This window comes from Sagittula sp. P11, assembly GCF_002814095.1.
Taxonomy (GTDB): Bacteria; Pseudomonadota; Alphaproteobacteria; order Rhodobacterales; family Rhodobacteraceae; genus Sagittula.
Window position 1 is genome coordinate 4,328,669 of record NZ_CP021913.1, and the last position, 17,269, is coordinate 4,345,937.

Genomic DNA, 17,269 nt, shown 5'->3' on the forward strand with positions numbered 1-17,269 from the left:
CCTCAGTCGGGGCGGTAGAAGCCCGAGCGGACCTCCGCAAAGGTGAGGGTGCCGCCGAGGCGTTGGTTGATCTCGGCCTTTTCCTCATCGGACCAGTCGACGTAGAGCACGATCTCGACCGGCGACAACAGGATGCCGTTGCCGTTTAGGTGCGCACCGTGGGCCTTGACGTGCGGGCTGGCGAAATGCGCCTCGAGCGCGGCGAGATCGGTGAAGACCTCCAGCCAGCGGTAGGTCACGCGATCCCCGGCGCGGGTGTGCACGGTCAGGGCGTGGACCAGCATTCCCGGTTCGGTCTCGCGGACCTTGTCGTCGATGGCCTGGCTTGCGGCCTCGTAATCGGCGACGCGGTCGGGGTGGACGTGCTCGAAGGCCTCGAGCGCGATGATCCTGTCGGTGGAAGCGGTCATGCGGTGTCCTCGCGGATGGCGGCGCCGTCGCTGGCGCGGAAGAAATGCAGCTTGGCGGGATCGAAGCGGATCGGCACATGGTCCCCGGGCCGGGTGGGCGTATCGGCGCGGGCCTGGCCGGTGAACTTGCGGTCGCCGACTTGGCCGATCACCAGCGTGTGCGGCCCGAGCGGTTCGATATCGACGACCTCGACGGTGACGCCGATGCCTCCTTCGCCCTCTGCGGTATGTTCGGGGCGGATCCCCAGCAGGCAGTCCTGTCCGACAAGCGGCGCAAGCGTGGCGGTGCGTTCGGCGGGAATGTCGAAAGTCAGCCCCTCGGTCCCGACGAAACGCAGGGTGTCGCCCGCACCCTCGATCCGGCCATCGAGCATGTTCATGCTGGGCGCGCCGATGAACTCGGCCACGAAGGCATTGGCGGGCCGTTCGTAAAGCGTGATCGGGTCGGCGGCCTGTTCGATCAGCCCGTCGCGCAGCACCACGACGCGGTCGGCCATGGTCATCGCCTCGACCTGATCGTGGGTGACGTAGACCATGGTGGTCTTGAGGCGGCGGTGAAGCTGCTTGATCTCGACCCGCATCTCGACGCGCAGTTTGGCGTCGAGGTTCGACAACGGTTCGTCGAACAGGAAGACATCGGGGTCGCGCACGATGGCGCGGCCGATGGCAACGCGCTGGCGCTGGCCGCCCGAGAGGGCCGCGGGCTTGCGGTCGAGATAGTCGGTCAGGTTCAGGATGCGCGCGGCGTTGTCGATGGCCTTGGCGGCGTCCGCCTTGGGCGTGCGGCGCACCTTCATGCCGTAACCGATGTTCTCGCGCACGGTCATGTGGGGGTAAAGCGCGTAGCTCTGGAACACCATGGCGCAGTTGCGCAGGCCGGGGCGCAGGTGCGTGACCTCGCGGTCGCCGATGTGCATGGCGCCGCTGGTGACGGTTTCGAGGCCCGCGATCATCCGCAGCGTGGTGGACTTGCCGCAGCCCGAAGGCCCGACGAGCACGACGAACTCTCCGTCGTGGATCTCCAGGTCCATCGGCGGGATGACCTGCAGGTCGCCGTAGGATTTCGTCACGCCGTTCAGCGAAATGGTTGCCATGTGGGGGTCTTTCCGAATGTCGCGAAAGGGGCGGCCCGCATAAGGCCGCCCCCGACGGGTTACTTCTGCGGCAGGCCCATGGAGGCCCGGTAGGCGGCAAGCTGTGCGTCGCGGCCGAACTGGTCGGTCAGCTCGTTCCAGCCTTCGGCCACGGTGTCCAGCGCCTCCTGCGGGGTGACTTCTCCGGCCAGCGCGCGGCTCAGCTCGATCTCGAGGATCTCGGTGTAGGAGAAGTAGCCCGGCAGACGCATGTCGAGCGCGACGTTGTCCGCGGTCACCGCCTCACGCTGGGCGCCCAGGTATTCCTGCGCCTCGCGCTCGGAGAACAGCGTGGACCAGCGCTCCATGTCGGTGGTGTGCGAGATCCGGTAGGGGTTCACGCCCGTGCCGCCGGTGACGGTGGCCTTGCCCGAAACCTCGGGGCTGGAGAGGGTGGAGATGAAGTCCCACGCCGCTTCCTGGTTCTTGGAGGACTGCGGAACCGCCGCCTGCCAGCCGCCGAACGCCATGAAGGAGGTGTCGACGGGTTCCTCGAAGGTGTCCCACTCGCCGGTCTTGTAGTTGTAGACCTCGGTCGAGGACGGGAGCACGGCAGAGCCGACATTGCCCGCGACGGTGGACTGGGCCGGGTCCGCCGCGATCACGCCGGTGTCGCCCCAGCCGATGGACTGGGCGACCTGGCCGCCCGCGAAGGCGGCGTTGACTTCGCCGAAGGAGAAGTTCAGCGCCGACGGCGGTGCCAGCTTGGAGGCGCGGATGTACTCTTCGAGGCCGCGGACCCATGCCGGGTTGTTCACTTGCGCGTCCATGGTTTCCGGGTCGAAGAACATGGCGCCGGGAAGGTCCGGGTGGCTGGCGTAGGCTGCCACGTGGGAGAAGAGGAACCAGAACTGCTGGCCGCCGCGGCGGAACGCTTCGGCCGTGCCGTAGACGCCTTCGACGTTGTCCTGGAAGTACTCGGCGATATCGAGGTACTCGGCCCAGGTCTTCGGCGGAGCGAGGTCGTAGCCGTACTTCTCCTTGAATGCGGTCTTGTTCGCCTCGTCCTCGAAGAGGTCGATGCGGTAGGTGTAGGTGTGCACGTCGCCGTCCATGGTCTGCGACAGGACCTTGTCGTTCCAGACCATCAGCTGTTCACGGTAGACCGGCGCGATGTCTTCCCATGCCTCGCCTTCCTGGAACTTGGCGGGCATCTCCGTCAGGAATGGCGTGAAGTCCGGCGCCCAGGCGGGAGCGAAGGCGATCACGTCGAAGGAGTCGTCGCCCGCGGCCAGCGTGGTGACGATCTTGGGATAGAGCTCGGACCAGGGGAACTCGACGACCTTGACGGTGCCGCAGGTCTTTTCCTGCCAGGCTTCGGCGGCCTGTGTCAGGGCCGAGGCGATGTAGGGGCCGGTCTGGGTGGTCGCGGTGATCTCGACGCCCGTGAAGTCGGGCGAGCAGGCCAGCGCCGCCCCCGTGCTCAGGGCCAGCGCCCCGACCGAGAGTTTCAACGATTTCAGCATGTTATTTCCTCCCTTGGAAATTCGCCCCTCCTCCGGGGCATTGTTAAGTCTACTTGACGGCGCCGCTCAGCAGGCCCGAGCGCATCAGGCGCCCAAGAAGCCCGGCCGCGATGACCATCGGAATGATGGCGACGAGGGCTGCGGCGGAGATGGCCCACCATTCATCGCCCCTCTGGCTGTTCTGACCGGCGATCAGGACGGGCAGGGTCTGCCATTCCGAGTTGGTCAGGAAGAGCGCGAAGAGGAACTCGTTCCAGGTGAAGGCCAGTGTGATGACGAAGGTCGCGATCAGGCCGGGGCGGCACATCGGCAGCACGATCCCGAAGAAGATCCGCCATTGCGGCACGTTGTCGACCAGCGCGGCCTCCTCGACCTCGAGCGGCAGGGCCGAGATGAAGTCGCGCATCAGCCAGACCACGATTGGCAGCGAGAAGGCGACATAGGCGAGCGTCAGGCCGATGTAGGTGTCGGTCAGCTTGAAGCCCAGCTTGCCCATCTCCGAGTAGAGCAGGAACAGAGCGAAGGCCACGACGATGGGCGGGAACAGGCGCTGGCTGACGAACCAGAAGACGATGTCGTCGTTGTTCATCACCTTGCCCGGCAGCGGTAAGCGGTTGGCCAGCACCGACAGCGCCAGCGCCACGCAGAAGGCGATGATGGAGGCGGTGGCAGGCGGCAGGCCCACCACGTCTCGGCCGAGCAGGAAGCCCCCCATGGCCACGGCGAAGAACAGGATCCCCGACAGCAGCTTCACCCGGAAGGGGAAGCGCACCAGCGCATAGGCCGCCATGGCGCCCAGCAGCGTGGCCAGCACAGACGAGGATACCGCCACGATGGTCGAGGACCAGAAGTTCGAATAGAACTCGCCCCGGATGCCGGAGAGCAGCTCCCTCCAGGCCTTCAGCGTCGGCTGGAAGTCGACGAAGGGCAGGTAGGTCGGACCGCCCACCACGTCGGGCGGTGTCTTGAGCGACGTGATCGCGACCCAGTAGAGCGGGAAGACGGTAAAGGCGAACCACGCGCAGCACAGGGCGAAGGCGACCCAGCGGCGCGGGCCGTGCAGGTCACGCACGCTCATTTGTACTTCTCCAGCCAGGGTTTCAGCAGGGCGAGGTAGACGAGGCTGAGGATCAGCACCACCGCGAGGAACAGGAAGGACAGTGCCGAGGTGTAGCCCAGGTTGAACTTCTTGAAGCCCTCCTGGTAGGCGAACAGTGTCAGCGTCTCGGTGGCCACGCCCGGGCCCCCGCCGGTCATGACAAAGACCGTGTCGATGATCTTGAAGCTCTCCACGATGCGGATGAAGATTACCGCCGCCGAGATGGGCAGCATCATCGGGAAGGTGATCCCCCAGAACTGCTGCCAGGGGGAGGCGTTCTCAAGCTCCGCCGCCTCGTAGACGTCGTCGGGCAGACCCTGAAGACCGGCGAGCAGCAGCAGGATCACGAAGGGCGTCCACTGCCAGATCTCGACCGCGATCAGCGACCCCAGCGCCCAGTGCGATTCTGTCAGGTAGGGCAGGTTGGGGAAGCCGAAGAAGGTGGCCACCTGGTTGAGCGGCCCCATGGTGGGGTTGAGGATCTGGCGGGCGATCAGCGCCACGGCCACCGGCGCCACCAGCATCGGCATCAGGAAGGTGATGCGGAAGAACTCCACGCCCCGGACCCGTTTGGCCAGTGCCAGTGCGATGCCGAAGCCGATCACGAACTGCAGCGCGACCGAGGTGAAGGCGATGATCGAGGTGGTCTTCACCGTCTGCCAGAACCGCGGGTTGCCCAGCAGGTCGGTATAGTTGTCGACGCCCACGAACCGCGCGGGCATCGGCGGCACGAGCCGCAGCGACATGAAGCTGTTCGCAAGCGAGTAGATCAGCGGAAAGATCGCGATGGCCAGAACCACGAGGAATGCCGGCCAGAGGAACAGGTGCTTGACCGGATCGTCGCGGGTCATGCGGTCTCTCCCAGAAGGGCGTCGATTTCCGCGCGGAAGGGCATGGCAGGGGCTGTGCCGCGGCGGGTCACCGCGATGCCTGCCGTGGCACAGCCCATGCGCACCGCGTCCTCGACCCCGCGGCCTTCGGACAGTGCCGCCGCGAAACCGCCGATGAAGGCGTCGCCCGCGCCGGCGGTGTCGATGACGGCGGCGTTGGTCATGGCGGGAATGCGGGTGCTGAGCCCTTGGCCGTGGATGTAGACCCCCTTGTCGCCCAAAGTGATCAGCGCCGTGCCGACCCCGCGCTCGACAAAGATCTCTCCGGCGCGGCGGGCATCTTCTTCGGACGTGATGTCGAAGCCGACGATGGCCGCGGCCTCGCTTTCGTTCGGGACGAAGTAGTCGGTCTGTGCGTAGCAGGCGTCGTCGAAGGGATTGGCCGGGGCAGGGTTGAAGACCGTGGTCACGCCCGCCGCCTTCGCCATGGTGAGCGCGGCAAGTGCGGCGTCGGCGGGCTGCTCAAGCTGGGTGACGAAGACCTTTGCACCCTCGATCACATCCCGCTGCGCCTCCACATCGGTAACGGAGATGGTGCCGGCCGCGCCGGGGTAGACGATGATCGCGTTATCGCCGGTCTGGTCGTTGACGAAGATGAAGGCCGCGCCGGAGGGCATGTCGGGCATCACCTCGACCTTCGCGGTCACGCCTGTTTCCTCGTAGATCTCCAGCGCCATCTTGCCGAACGGGTCGTCGCCGATCTTCGAGATGAAGCTCACATCGGCCCCGGCACGCCCCGCCGCCACCGCCTGGTTCGATCCCTTGCCGCCCGGTCCCAGCGAGAAACCCGAGCCGGAGATCGTCTCTCCGATCTTCGGCATGCGTCCGGCGAGATAGGCGGTATCGGCAACGTAGATCCCCAGGATCGCGATGCCCTTCTGCTCTGCCATGTCGTCTCCTCCCCCGTGCGCCGCCCCTCCCAAGGCGGCGCTGTGGTTCCCTTATTCCCCGTAGGGCACCCATATGTTCTTGATCTGCGTGGCCTGCCTCAGGAAGACCTCGCCCTCTGCCTCTGCGCTGGTCCAGTCCCAGGCGCGCCCGTGGTCGGTGAAGACCCGCTTGAGGTTGCCGATGGACAGCCGCTCCACCTCTGCCGACAACTCCGGCGTGGTGAAGGCCCAGAGCACGTCGACATCGTTGTGTTTCGCCAGTTCGCGGCCCAAGGTCTGCGCGCTGCCCGTGAGGATGTTCAGCACGCCGCCCGGCAGGTCGGAGGTTTCCAGCACCTGGTAGAAGTCGGTGGCGGACAGCGGATGCGCCTCGGAGGCGATGGCGACCACGCGGTTGCCGGTCGCAATCAGCGGCGCCACGGTGGAGAGGAACCCGAGAAGCGGGCTTTCCTCCGGACAGATCACGCCTGCCACGCCGATGGGTTCGGGCACGGCCAGCGCCAGCCCCTTCATCGGTGGCATGTGGACGGTGCCTTCGACTTTGTCGGCCCATGCGCCATAGGTGAAGAGCCGCGAGACGCTGGCCGCTACCTCGGCCCGTGCCTTGTCCGCCTTGATGCCGGTCTGCGCGCTCAGGCGCTCGGCAAACTCGGCGGCACGGGCCGAGAGGTTCTCGCCCATGTAGTAGAGGATCTGCGCCCGGTTGTGCTGGGACTTGCCGCCCCAGCTGGCCGCGCCGCGCGCTGCCTCGACGGCGTTGCGCACGTCCTTGCGGTTACCTTCGCCGACCTCGCCCAGAACGGTGCCCTTGGCGCCCAAAACGGGGCGTGCGGTGCCGCCGTCGGGCCGCGCCTGCTTGCCGCCGATGAAGAACTTTGCCGTCCGGTCCACCGGGTCGAAGCTGAAGCCCTTCGCGGGGGCGGGTGTGATGGCCTTGCGCTCGGCGGCCTTGGCGAATGCGCGTGGCTTGAGGTAGTCGTAGCAACCCTCACGCCCGCCTTCACGACCAAAGCCGCTTTCCTTGACGCCGCCAAAGCCCACGCCCGCGTCCATCACGTTGGTGCAGTTGACCCAGACGATGCCCGCCTGCACCTGCGCGGCCAGTTCCAGCGCGAGGTTGATGTTCTCGCTCCAGACGCTGGCAGCCAGGCCGTAGCGGGTGTGGTTGGCCAGTTGCACCGCCTCGGCGGGGGTGCGGAAGGTCATGGATACGGCGACGGGGCCGAAGATTTCCTCGGTCGCGGCCTCGCATGTGGCGGGCACGTCACGCAGTACGGTCGGCGGGTAGTAGCTGCCCTTGGCGGGTACCTCACCGGATTGCAGAAGCTTGGCACCGGCGGCCACGGCGCGGTCGACCATGCCGGCGATGCGGTCCCGCTGCGGGCCGTCGATCACCGCGCTCATGTCGATGGTCTTGTCGAGCGAGGCGCCAATGCGCAGCGTCTTCATCCGGTCGGCCAGCCGGGCATGAAAGACATCGGAAACGCCTTCCTGCACCAAGAGACGCGAACCCGCGCAGCAGACCTGGCCCTGGTTGAACCAGATGGCGTCAACCACACCCTCGACCGCCGCGTCGATGTCGGCGTCATCACAGACGATGAAGGGGGACTTGCCGCCCAGTTCCAGCGTCAGCGACTTGCCCTGACCGGCTGTCGCCTCGCGGATGCGGCGTCCGACCTCGGTCGAACCGGTGAAGGCAACCTTGTCGGCGCTCTCGTGGGCCGCGATCAGCGCGCCGGTCTCGCCGTCGCCGGTGACGATGTTCAGCACACCTGCGGGCAGCCCCGCCGCCTGCGCCAGTTCCGCGAACAGCAGCGCGGTCAGCGGCGTCGCCTCGGCCGGTTTCAGGACCACCGTGTTTCCCAGCGCCAGCGCGGGGGCCAGCTTCCATGCGAGCATCAGGAACGGGAAGTTCCACGGGATCACCTGACCCACGACGCCCACCGGATCGTAACAGGCGAACTGGCTCTCCTGGATCTGCGCCCAGCCTGCGTGATGGTAGAAGTGCCGCGCGGCGAGCGGAATGTCGATGTCGCGCGTCTCGCGAATCGGTTTGCCGTTGTCGAGCGCCTCGACCACCGCGATCAGGCGGGAGTTCCGCTGGATGATCCGCGCAAGCGCGTAAAGCTTCAGCGCGCGTTCGTGGCCGGGCAGGGCGGCCCAGCCCTTCTGCGCCTTGCGCGCCGCCTTGAACGCCGCGTCCACATCAGCACCGGTCCCTTGAGACACCTGCGCCAGACGCGCGCCTGTTGCGGGCTCGATCGTGTCGAAGCCGTCGCCCGGCTTCGTGAAGGCGCCTTCGATGAAGTGGCCGAAGCGGGCGTCATGCGAGGCGAGCCATGCGCGGGCGGCGCTGTCGTCCTCTTTGCTGGGGGCGTAATCCATGCTGTCGAAAAAGCTCGCGACTGTCATCTGGTCATCCGATCGGGTGGCGTATGGCGGCGCTGTAGGCCCCCGTCACGCGGTGTTCGAGCTGGCGCTCGATGTCGCCCAGAAGCGACGAGGCGCCGAAGCGGAAGAGGTCGGGCTGTACCCAGTCGAGACCCAGTTCCTCTTTCATCAGTGCGAGGTAAACAAGCGCATCCTTGGCCTTCGACACGCCGCCGGCGGGTTTGTAGCCGACCTTCGCTCCGGTCATCTCACGGTACTGGCGGATTGCACGGACCATGGTCAACGAGACGGGCAGGGTGGCGTTCACGCCCTCCTTTCCGGTGGAGGTCTTGATGAAGTCGGCACCCGCCATCATGCAGACGAGGCTGGCACGGGCGACGTTGCGCAGGGTCTTGAGGTCGCCGGTGGCGAGGATCGCCTTGACGTGCGCATCGCCGCAGGCGGCACGGTAGTCGCGCATCTCGTCATAGAGCGCCTGCCAGTTGCCGGTCAGCACGTGTTCGCGGGTGATGACGATGTCGATCTCCTGCGCGCCGTCGGCGACGGAGGCGTCGATCTCGGCCAGCTTGGTGTGATGCGGGGCAAGCCCGGCCGGAAAGCCGGTGGACACGGCGGCGACAGGCACCCCGGTGCCTTGCAGCGCATCGACGGCGGTGGCGACGAAACGGTGGTAGACGCAGACCGCACCCGTGGTGATGCGGCGGTCGGCCATGCCGAGCGCCTCGAGGATATCCGGGCGGACCGGCTGCGCCGCCTTGGCGCAAAGCCTGCGGACACGGCCCTCCGTATCGTCGCCGTTAAGCGTGGTCAGGTCAATGCAGGTCACCGCCTTCAGAAGCCATGCGCTTTGCGCGTCACCCTTGACGGCGCGGCGGCCCGGCAGGCTGGCGGTGCGGCGGATGCTCGCCTCGGTGTTGACCTGGACAGCGCGCACGGCGGCCATGTCCAGCGCCATGCCGTCGTTGCGCGAATGCGCCACCGGCGCGGCGGCAGGCAGGGTCGTGACCTCTGTTTTCACAATCTTCCCTCCATGTCTCCACGCGTCCGCTTGCCGCGAATCTCGATGGAAACTTTTCAGCAGGATGCGTTGATCTTGTTGTTTCTGCAACCCCATTTTGTTACGATCTTAACATAGTGAATTGCCGGGGTGTGACGATGACCCAGACCGACTCCCGCGGGTTGCCCGCAAGCCGCAAGGAGGCCCGCGCGTTGTGGCTTCGGGATGCGGTCATGAAACAGGGGCCGCTGCACGTGCGCGACGCCGCGGAAAGCCTCGACGTGTCCGAGATGACGGTGCGCCGTGACGTGCGCGAAAACCCGGAAATGCTGCAGTTTCTGGGGGGGCACATCGTCCTGTCGCAGGACGCGGTGCGGCGCGCGCCCTATGACCTGTCCGACGCGGCAGAGGTGAACCAGGACGCGAAGCGCGCCGCCTGCGAGGCCTGCCTCCCGCTGTTGGAACCGGAGGCCACGATCTTTGTCGACTGCGGCACAACCCTGCCGCATTTGATCCACGCCATCCCGTCCGATATGAAGCTGACAGTTATTTGTTACGCTTTGAACATCGCGGATCTCGTGGTGCGCAAGCCGGACGTCAAGCTGGTGCTGCTGGGCGGCGTCTACCATCCGGCCACCGCCTCGTTCTACCCGGTGGAGGAGGACGGCACGCTCGACGCCTATGCCGTCAACCTGGCCTTCATGTCGGCGGCAGGTGTGGATGCGGCACTGGGCGTGACCTGCACCACCTTCCGCGAGGCAGGGTTGAAGCGGCTCGCGATGCGCCGCGCCGCCCGCAGCGTGCTGGTCACGGACCGCTCGAAGTTCGGGACGGTCCGTTCGGCGCGGTTCGCCGGACTGGAGGATTTCAGTGACGTGGCGACGGAGGACGGCCTGATCCCGCCGTCCGGGTTGTCCCCGGACGGGCTGCGCCGCGATAGGACCTGAAGAGACGTCCACCCGTGACCTGCAGGCATGAAAAAAGCCCCGGGCGGTGACCCGGGGCTTTCCGGCGCTTCGGCCTGTCAGTCAGTCAGCGCGATACCAGTCGGCAATGTTCCAGATCTGGCTGTCCCAGCTGTTCATCCGCACGCCTTCGAGGGTCTTGGCCTTGCCCGACAGGATGCTGCGGTGGATCAGCGGGATGATCGTGTAGGATTCGACCAGCATGTCGTTCATCTCGCGCGCGATGCGTCCGCGTTCTTCAAGCGAGGCGGCGGTGCGGAACTCGGCGATCAGTGCCTCGTACTCCTCCGAGCAGAAGCGCTGGATGTTGTTGCCCTGCCACTGGGTCGCAGGGCTCGGGATATTGGCACAGCTCCAGTTGCCGAGGAAGGCCTCCGGGTCCTGCCCTTTGGAGTTGTCGGTGTACATCTGCACATCGGTGTAGAACTTCTGGCGGGTGTCGGGCGAACCCGGGTCGCCGCCGAAGAAGACGGAGGCGTCGATGTTGCGCAGCTCCGTCTCGACGCCCAGCTCTTCCCACCATGCCTTGATCAGCGACTGGCTGTCCTGCCGCACGCCGTTGGTGGAGGTCTGGTAAAGGATCGAGAGTTTCACGCCGTCCTTGTCGCGGATGCCGTCGCCGTCGGTGTCGGTCCAGCCGGAGTCCTCCAGCAGGGCCTTCGCGGCCTCGATGTCCTGCGTGACGCAGTCGTCATTTGCGTCGGACTTGTAGAGCTCCGGGGCAGGGACAACCGCGCAGCCGGGAATGCCGGAATCGCCGTAGAGGTTCTCTGCGATCAGCGTCCGGTCGATGGCCAGAGACAGGGCCTTGCCCACGCGCGGATCGGTGAGGAACGGGTGCGGACCGCCCTCCACGGTGGAGCGTGCATCGCCAAGCTCGGGATTGGGGTCGGTCTGGTTGAGGAACAGGAACTCCACAGCCGAACCGTTGCTGGTGATCACCTCGCCCGGGCCGTCGCTCATGGCGTCCAGCACGTCGGGCGGAAGCTGCAGGTTCCAAGCGTAGTCTACTTCGCCGGTCTGGAGCACCGCGCGCGCCGAGGCGTTGGGATCGCCGCCGCCCTTGAGCGTGACCCGTGCGAAGGCAGGTTTGTCCGGGTCACGGTATTCCGGGTTCATCGAGTAGGTGATGATGTCGTTGGCGCGGAAATCCTCGACCACGTAGGGGCCGGTGCCGATGGGATGGGTGTTCTCATCCGTGCACTGGGAGACCCGCGCGCCGGTGCAGTTCTCGAACTGTGCACGCTGGAGGATCGGTGCCTCGGAGCTGACGAAGGCGGCGTAGGGGTAGGGTTTGGGCTCGGTGAACCTCACCTCGATGGTGCGGTCGTCCACCGCGACGACCTCTGCCACGCCGTCGAATTGTTGCAGGGCGGCGCAACCGCTTTCCTCGTCGACACAGTATTCCCAGGTGAAGACCGCGTCGGCGGCGGTGACGGGCGTGCCGTCGGACCATGTCAGCCCCTCGCGCAGCGTCCAGGTGATCGAGGTCAGATCCTCCGACACGCCGCCGTTCTCGACCGTGGGGATTTCTTCCGCGAGGATCGGCACCAGTTCCCCGGTTTCCGAGAAGCGCGCCAGAGGCTCCAGCACAAGCGAGGCGGCCTCCACCTCCTTGGCAATACCCGAAAGGTAGGGGTTCATCGAAGACGCCGCCTGCCAGTACAGGATACGCAGCTCTCCGTCGCTGCCGCGTTCGGCGCTGGCGGTGAGGGGCAGAAGCGCAAGCGCCGTGCCCAATAGGGTCGAAAGGGTCTTCATAGAGCTCTCCTGTCGGTCTCGGGGCGTGTTGGCGTCCCCTGTGGCGGGGGCGTGGAACCCCGTATGTCTGTATTACATGTTGCGAGAGCATTCTTTGTCAGTCAAGATGTATCAAATCATACAGGGCGGAATGCGGGACACGCCGATGACATCTTCACAGGATCTGCTTGCACGTCTGCGCAACGGCGCACAATCGGGGGCGGAGCGCAAGGTCGCCGCCGCCCTGTCCGAGACCTTCCCGACGAGCGCCCTGGGCACGGTGGAGGCGCTGGCGAACCGAGCGGGCGTCAGCGGCCCGACCGTGCTGCGCTACCTCAACAAGCTGGGCTTTCTCCGCTTTGCAGAGTTCCAGGCGGCGGTTATGGAAGAACTCGACCGGCAACTGGGATCCCCGGCCGTGCAGATGGCCACCCCGTCCGAGCCGCAGGACGCTGGCGAACACCTCTACCGCCGCACATTGCTCATGCAGGCCGAGGCGCTGCGCCGTGTGGCGGACCGGGCCATCCCGGCCGAGTTCGACCGCATCGCCGACCTCCTTGCCGATCCGAAGCTGACGATCCGGGCGCTTGGCGGGCGCTACAGCCGCAACCTCGCGCAGCGGCTGGTGGCGCACCTGGGGCAGATCAGGGCGCATGTCTCGCTGATCGACAGATCGATCGGCTTTGCCTTCGACCCGCTGGTCGACATCGGGCCGCGCGATCTTCTGGTGATCTTCGATTACCGCCGCTACCAGCAGGACCTTCTGGCCTTCGCGCAGGCTGCGCGGGGGCAGGGCGCGCGGATCGTGCTGCTGACCGACCCCACGCGTTCCCCGGTGGCCGAGCTGGCCGAAGCGGTGCTGACGTCTCCGGACGACTCGCCGTCGCCCTTCGCTTCGAAGGTGGTCGCCACTGCGCAGGTCGAGGCCCTGGTCGCCGCGGTCGTGGCCCGCGACCGAGACGCGGCCCGCAAACGGCTGGAACGGATCGAGGCGCTGCGCCGGGACGGACAGGGCGATGCGTGAGCCGTATGAGATCCTGAACCCGGAGGGCCGGTTTCCCGGGCTGATCGTCGTGGACCACGCGGGCGTCGACTTGCCGGAGGGGCATGAGCTGGGACTGGCTCCGGAATGGCGCGGTACGCATCACTTCTGTGACCTGGGGGTCGAGCCGCTGGCCCGTATGCTGGCCGAGAGGCTGGATGCGCCGGTGATCCTCGGCACGGTGAGCCGCCTGGTTCTGGATCTCAACCGCTGGATCGCCGATCCGCGGTCGATCCTGCCGGAGGTGGAGGGCGTCCCGATTCCCGGCAACAAGCTGTCGCATGCGGCGCGCGAGGCACGACAGGACGGTATCTTCTGGCCCTATCACATCGCGCTGGACAGGCTGTGGCAGCAGGTGCAGGCGCGCCATGAGGATCCGGTCTTCTTCGCGCTGCACACCTGCACCCGGCACATGGACGGGCAACGCAGGCCCTGGGACGCAGGGACGATCTGGAACGAATCTCCCGCGCTCTCGCAGGCCCTGCTGGCCGGGCTCGAGGGGGCCGGTACGCTTGGTGACAATCAGCCCTATTCGGGCCGCGGCGGCGTCTACACAGTGGACCGGCACACCTGGGGCACCGGGCTGCGCGCCTCGGGGCTGGAGGTGTCGAACGATCTGGTCGAGACGCGCGCCGGGCAGGCGGCTTGGGCCGATCGTCTTGCCCGGGCCCTGCGACGGACTGTGTGGGCGGAGGTCGGCGCATGACCCTGAGCACCGCCACGCCTTACGCACTGAGCGCGCCGCCTGCGCCCGCGTCCGAGCCGCTCGAGGGCAGCCTGAAGGTGGATGTCGCCCTCGTCGGCGCGGGGTTCAGCGGTGCCATCGCGGCGTTGATGCTGGCGCGGCGTGGCGTCTCGGTCGCGCTGATCGAGGCGGCGGAGGTGGGTCACGGCGGTTCCGGCCGCAATCACGGACAATGTATCCCGGTCTTCGGCTACCTCGACGACTCCGTCCTGCCGCCGGAGGGCTTTGCGCTGCTGCGCGATTCCGGGCAGGTGGTGTTCGAGACCATCGAAGAGCTGGGAATTGCCTGCGAACCGGTGCAGAAGGGCTGGCTCAGCGCCGCCCACGACGCCACCGGGCTGGAGCGTGCTCGTGCTGCGCACGCGAAATATGCACGACTGGGAAAGGCCGGCGCGTTCCTAGGGCGGGAAGAGGTCGAGGCGCTGAGCGGCATCCCCGGATACCTGGGCGGCTGGGTGCACCGTGACGGCGGGCACCTGAACCCTCTGGCCTACGTGCGCGGCCTTGCCCGGGCGGCACAGGCGGCGGGCGCGTCGCTGCACGTCCGCACACCGCTGACCGCGCTGTTGCGGCAAGATGGCGGATGGCTGCTGAAAACCCCACGCGGAGATATCACGGCGCGCAAGGTCGGACTGACGGTCAACGCCTACGGCGACGCGGCGATCCCCGCGCGTCTGCGGCAAAGCCTCGTTCCCATGCGCTCCTATGCGGTGGCCTCCGCACCGCTGACACCGGATCAGCGCCGCGCCGTGCTACCGGGGGGCGTGAACTTCAGCGACACGAGGCACGACCCGATGTTCTTCCGCGTCGACGGAAGCGGGCGGATCATCACCGGCGGGCTGGTCGAACTGCGGCGCGGGCGTCTTGGCGGGCCGACGGTCGCGCAGGCGGGCAGGCGGCTCGCGCGGCTCTACCCGGCATTGGAAGGGCTGGCGTTCACCCATCACTGGTCCGGCATCGTGGGCATCTCTGCGAGGCAGCGGCCCGCGATCTTCGAACTGGATGACGAACTTTGGGCGCTGGCGGGCTACTCGGGTCGCGGCGTGCCGACAACGGCGGCGCTGGGACGAGCCTTGGCGGCGACGCTGGTGGACAAGGACGAGGGCGCGCGGCTCTGGCCCCATGACCCACCTGCACGGATACCGGCGGCGGCGCTCATCGGGTTCGGCGTGCAAAGCCTGCGCGGACCGCTGAACAAGCTGCGCGACAGGCTCTAGCTGGCACGGTCCCGTATCGGCGCGCGGTAGAGTTCCGGCTGCACCTGTTCGATGATCGGCGTCCCGTCGCCGCCCAGCAGGGCAAAGGCGCGCCGCACCAGCATCTTGTGCCGCTGGCGCATCATGTGGACCGGAAACCTCAGTAACTGCCCGAAGGGTTCGTAGTCGAAACAGCCGAAGGCGCAGGCGTCAAGTTCGTGCTCTGGCAGGGTGGCAAGGAAGCGCAGCACGCCCTCGAACACCGAGTCGGAGTTGATGAACAGTCCTCGCGGCAGACCGCCGAGGCGTGCATAAAGCGCGGCAATGGCCTCAGTCGCGGCGTCGATGTCGTAGGTCTCGGCGATGATCTGAGCGGGATCGACGCGGCCGACGTGGAAGTAGAGCGCCTCCGAGAAGCCTTCGATCCGGTTGGCGGTGGCGGGCAGGTGGCGGTTGCCCCCGATGAAATAGATGGTTTCGCGCGGCGCGGTGCCGACCCCGCCGAGCGCCGTCATCGAAGCGAGGATCTCGCGCGTAAGCACCTGCGCGCCGGTGCGGTTGTCGGTCACGACAGAAGGCGCAAGGGCACAGGGCTGGTCGACGAAGACATGGGGGATCCGCGCCGCCTCGCACTGGCGGCTCAGGTCCTCAGGCGCGACGGTGCCGACGAAGAACAGCGCGTCGATGGCCCAGGAAGTCAGGTCGGCAACGGTGCTGCGCTCTTCCTCGGGGTCGCGCTCGGTGGCGATGATGACGGGGCATAGATTGCGGGCCCGCACCTCGCGCGAGAAGGTCTGCGCGATCTGCGAGAAGAAGCGGTTGTACTCCGGCAGGAGCAGCGCCACCAGACCCGAGCGCGACGTGCGCAGCGCCCGGGCCTGAAGGTTGGCGGAATAACCATGGTCGCGGGCGATCTCGATGATGCGCTTTGCGGTCGCCTCGGAGATGCGGCGCTTCTTCCACGTGCCGTTCAGGGCGGCGGACACGGTGGAGGCCGAGGCGCCCGCCCGCTGCGCAATGTCGTAGATCGTCTTTTTCTGGTTGTCGGACATATGGTTGCGTGTACCTGCGCAAACGAACGTAAGGAAGTGTTGACAGGATGCGCGGACTCGGTATTTGTTTGCAACATCGATTGTGCAGCGCGCTGATCAAACAGACATGACCCCAAGAACAGAGGTCGTGAATTTTTCGGCGGCGATGCACAACCGATTGCGCAGATCAGGAGAGGTGGTGCGCAAAGCGCCACATGGGAGGATGACATGAAGAAACTGACAGGATTCGTCAGCGCGCTTGCGCTGACCGTTGGGCTTGCCACTGGCGCGGCGGCAGAGACCACGATGGGCGTCGTCGTGAAGATCGGCGGCATTCCGTGGTTCAATGCCATGGAAGACGGCATCAAGCGCCGCGCCGAGGAACTGGGCGTCACCGCCGAGATGATCGGGCCCGTGTCCGCCGACCCGGCGCTGCAGGTGCAGGCCATCGAGGACCTCATTGCCAAGGGCGTCGACGTGATCGGCGTTGTCCCGAACGACGAAGCCGCGCTGGAACCGGTGCTGAAAAAGGCGCGCGACGCGGGCATCAAGGTCATCAGCCACGAGGGGCCGGGGCTGGAAAACGTCGACTGGAACTTCGAACTGGCTTCGGCCGACGGCTTCGGTGAGGCACACGCGAAACTCCTGTCCGACATGACGCCCGAGGGGGGCAAGTACGCGGTCTACGTGGGTTCCCTGACGGTGCCGCTGCACAATGCCTGGGCCGACGCGGCCATCGCCTGGATGAAGGAAAACCGCCCCGACATCGAGATCGTCGGCGAGCGTTACGGCGTGGCCGAGAACGTGGACGACAGCCGTTCGACCGCGCTCGACCTGATTGCCGCGAACCCGGACCTGAAGGGCTTCCTCGCGTTCGGATCGCAGGGTCCGATCGGTGCGGGCCGCGCGGTGGAGGAGCGTCGCAAGACCGGCGAGATCCACGTCATGGGTCCGTTCTCCCCCGGTCAGGGCCGCAAGATGATCCATTCGGGCGTGCTGGCGGGCGGCTACATGTGGAACCCCGCGCAGGCAGGCGAGGTCTTTGTCACGCTGGGCGACATGCTCGCCAAGGGTGAAGAGATCACGGATGGCATGGAGATCCCCGGCTTGGGCGTCGTGCATCCGGATGTCGAGAACAAGGACATCATCACCGACAACCTCTTGGAAATCAACGCGGAAACCGTTGACGACCTGGCCGACAAGGGCCTCTGACATTCCCTCCTGCGGGCGGGTTACCCGATGGGTTCCCGCCCGCGCCTTTTCCTGACGAGGTG

The 17,269-nt window shown here is 66.6% G+C and carries 15 protein-coding genes; 5 read left to right on the top strand and 10 right to left on the bottom strand.

All coding sequences use genetic code 11. The features are described 5' to 3' along the window. Positions 1–2: 2 nt before the first annotated feature. From CDO87_RS20850 to deoC, 8 genes are read right to left on the bottom strand one after another with little or no spacing between them, the layout of a single operon-like run. Positions 3–410 (bottom strand): putative quinol monooxygenase, encoded by a 408-nt coding sequence (locus tag CDO87_RS20850; protein ID WP_100930562.1) that lies wholly within the window; start codon positions 408–410, stop codon positions 3–5. Then, the gene (locus tag CDO87_RS20855) at positions 407–1,504 is read right to left on the bottom strand and encodes an ABC transporter ATP-binding protein (RefSeq protein ID WP_100930563.1); all 1,098 of its coding nucleotides are present in this window, start codon (positions 1,502–1,504) and stop codon (positions 407–409) included. The genes CDO87_RS20850 and CDO87_RS20855 overlap by 4 nt, the downstream gene beginning before the upstream one ends. A 59-nt stretch (positions 1,505–1,563) precedes the next feature. Then, complete coding sequence (locus CDO87_RS20860; RefSeq protein WP_100930564.1) at positions 1,564–3,009, bottom strand: extracellular solute-binding protein; 1,446 nt, start codon at positions 3,007–3,009, stop codon at positions 1,564–1,566. Between the two features lie 49 nt (positions 3,010–3,058). Next, complete coding sequence (locus CDO87_RS20865) at positions 3,059–4,087, bottom strand: carbohydrate ABC transporter permease (protein WP_100930565.1); 1,029 nt, start codon at positions 4,085–4,087, stop codon at positions 3,059–3,061. Beyond that, entirely contained in the window at positions 4,084–4,959 is an 876-nt protein-coding gene (locus CDO87_RS20870) for a carbohydrate ABC transporter permease (RefSeq protein ID WP_100930566.1), read from the bottom strand. The genes CDO87_RS20865 and CDO87_RS20870 overlap by 4 nt, the downstream gene beginning before the upstream one ends. Beyond that, a complete protein-coding gene (locus tag CDO87_RS20875) occupies positions 4,956–5,888 on the bottom strand; it encodes a ribokinase (protein ID WP_100930567.1) in 933 nt (310 codons plus the stop codon). Before CDO87_RS20875 ends, CDO87_RS20870 begins: the two co-directional genes overlap by 4 nt. 51 nt (positions 5,889–5,939) lie before the next feature. Next, entirely contained in the window at positions 5,940–8,300 is a 2,361-nt protein-coding gene (locus CDO87_RS20880) for an aldehyde dehydrogenase family protein (RefSeq protein ID WP_100930568.1), read from the bottom strand. A 4-nt stretch (positions 8,301–8,304) separates the two neighbouring features. After that, positions 8,305–9,297 carry a deoxyribose-phosphate aldolase gene (deoC, locus tag CDO87_RS20885; protein WP_100930569.1) on the bottom strand — a complete coding sequence of 331 codons (993 nt, stop codon included), beginning with the start codon at positions 9,295–9,297 and terminating at the stop codon, positions 8,305–8,307. A 137-nt stretch (positions 9,298–9,434) separates the two neighbouring features. Between deoC and CDO87_RS20890 the strand changes: the two genes are divergently transcribed. After that, on the top strand, positions 9,435–10,223 hold the full coding sequence (locus CDO87_RS20890) for a DeoR/GlpR family DNA-binding transcription regulator (protein WP_100930570.1): 789 nt from the start codon (positions 9,435–9,437) through the stop codon (positions 10,221–10,223). Positions 10,224–10,304: 81 nt separating this feature from the next. On the opposite strand, the gene CDO87_RS20895 is transcribed toward CDO87_RS20890, so the two are convergent. Next, positions 10,305–12,002, bottom strand: coding sequence for a peptide ABC transporter substrate-binding protein (locus CDO87_RS20895; protein WP_100930571.1), 1,698 nt, complete (start codon positions 12,000–12,002; stop codon positions 10,305–10,307). A 145-nt stretch (positions 12,003–12,147) separates the two neighbouring features. Between CDO87_RS20895 and CDO87_RS20900 the strand changes: the two genes are divergently transcribed. The 3 genes from CDO87_RS20900 to CDO87_RS20910 are packed head-to-tail and all read left to right on the top strand — an operon-like array spanning position 12,148 to position 14,985. Further along, positions 12,148–13,005: a MurR/RpiR family transcriptional regulator gene (locus CDO87_RS20900; RefSeq protein WP_254698226.1), complete on the top strand. Its 858-nt coding sequence runs from the start codon at positions 12,148–12,150 to the stop codon at positions 13,003–13,005. Then, positions 12,998–13,729 carry an N-formylglutamate amidohydrolase gene (locus CDO87_RS20905; RefSeq protein WP_100930572.1) on the top strand — a complete coding sequence of 244 codons (732 nt, stop codon included), beginning with the start codon at positions 12,998–13,000 and terminating at the stop codon, positions 13,727–13,729. The genes CDO87_RS20900 and CDO87_RS20905 overlap by 8 nt, the downstream gene beginning before the upstream one ends. After that, positions 13,726–14,985, top strand: coding sequence for an FAD-binding oxidoreductase (locus tag CDO87_RS20910; RefSeq protein WP_100930573.1), 1,260 nt, complete (start codon positions 13,726–13,728; stop codon positions 14,983–14,985). Before CDO87_RS20905 ends, CDO87_RS20910 begins: the two co-directional genes overlap by 4 nt. Here the strand turns inward: CDO87_RS20910 and CDO87_RS20915 are convergent. After that, the gene (locus CDO87_RS20915; protein WP_100930574.1) at positions 14,982–16,016 is read right to left on the bottom strand and encodes a LacI family DNA-binding transcriptional regulator; all 1,035 of its coding nucleotides are present in this window, start codon (positions 16,014–16,016) and stop codon (positions 14,982–14,984) included. The genes CDO87_RS20910 and CDO87_RS20915 overlap by 4 nt on opposite strands. A 207-nt stretch (positions 16,017–16,223) precedes the next feature. On the opposite strand from CDO87_RS20915, the gene CDO87_RS20920 reads away from it, so the two are divergent. Beyond that, the gene (locus CDO87_RS20920) at positions 16,224–17,207 is read left to right on the top strand and encodes a substrate-binding domain-containing protein (RefSeq protein ID WP_100930575.1); all 984 of its coding nucleotides are present in this window, start codon (positions 16,224–16,226) and stop codon (positions 17,205–17,207) included. Positions 17,208–17,269 lie beyond the last annotated feature (62 nt).